Origin of the sequence: Paenibacillus sinensis (assembly GCF_019904155.1) — a bacterium.
GTDB classification, from domain to species: domain Bacteria; phylum Bacillota; class Bacilli; order Paenibacillales; family Paenibacillaceae; genus Paenibacillus_AQ; species Paenibacillus_AQ sinensis.
The window spans coordinates 1-690 of the sequence record NZ_JAHCMB010000095.1 but is presented as its reverse complement, the minus strand read 5'-3'; the positions used below and the strand labels follow the sequence as shown (position 1 = coordinate 690).

The following is a 690-nucleotide window of genomic DNA, read 5'->3' as shown; positions in this document are numbered from 1 at the left end:
TACAGCTCATGAGGAAAGAATGATTTTTATTATATTTAATCAAAGTGTCGCTGAGAAAGATCAAGATAAAGATTTGTTGGAAAAGCTGCTATCTGAAAAGGACTTTATTGTTAGCTGGGCATTGGAAGAACTTCGTGATCTTGTGAGGAGCGATTTCATATTCACCGAGGGTGAAGATGCGGTTCAGTTTAGAAAACAGTTGAGTGAGAACTCGGAGAGTATTGCTCAATTTTTGGGGGATCTGTGCGAAATAGACCCGAATAATAAGGGTCTCAAGGTACTTAGAAAGCATTTATATCCAGCGTATATGCAATATTGTAAAGATAATTGTCTTAAAAGCTGCAGCCAAGAAGAGTTGTTTAGAGAGGTTATGAGATTAGGCGTTGTTAAGGGTAAATTCCGTATGTTTGGTTCAAATGCCCTAAGGGGATTTCAAGGGATTAGGCTAAAAAATACTAATTCATGAAGAGAGTAGTAGTTAGTGTCTACATTGACAACATATTGGCTAAACCCTTACTGTCATTGGCCTTAAAAAGGCTTCTGCGTAGACAAAGTCGTCTACTCTTAGACAACTAGTGTCTACAAAATCGCTTAATCAACTTGTTGATTTCCATATTATCTATGTGGGAGGTTAAAAGATTGGCAGACAATACAGAAGCACAATTTTATACGATTTCCGATTTGATAGAT

General features: G+C 37.0%; 1 protein-coding gene. It reads left to right on the top strand.

Features of this window, described 5'->3' with window-relative positions; genetic code table 11:
* Positions 1–466, top strand: a 466-nt coding sequence (locus KIH86_RS10635; RefSeq protein ID WP_268964143.1) for a primase-like DNA-binding domain-containing protein, incomplete at its 5' end; no start/stop codon positions are given.
* Positions 467–690 lie beyond the last annotated feature (224 nt).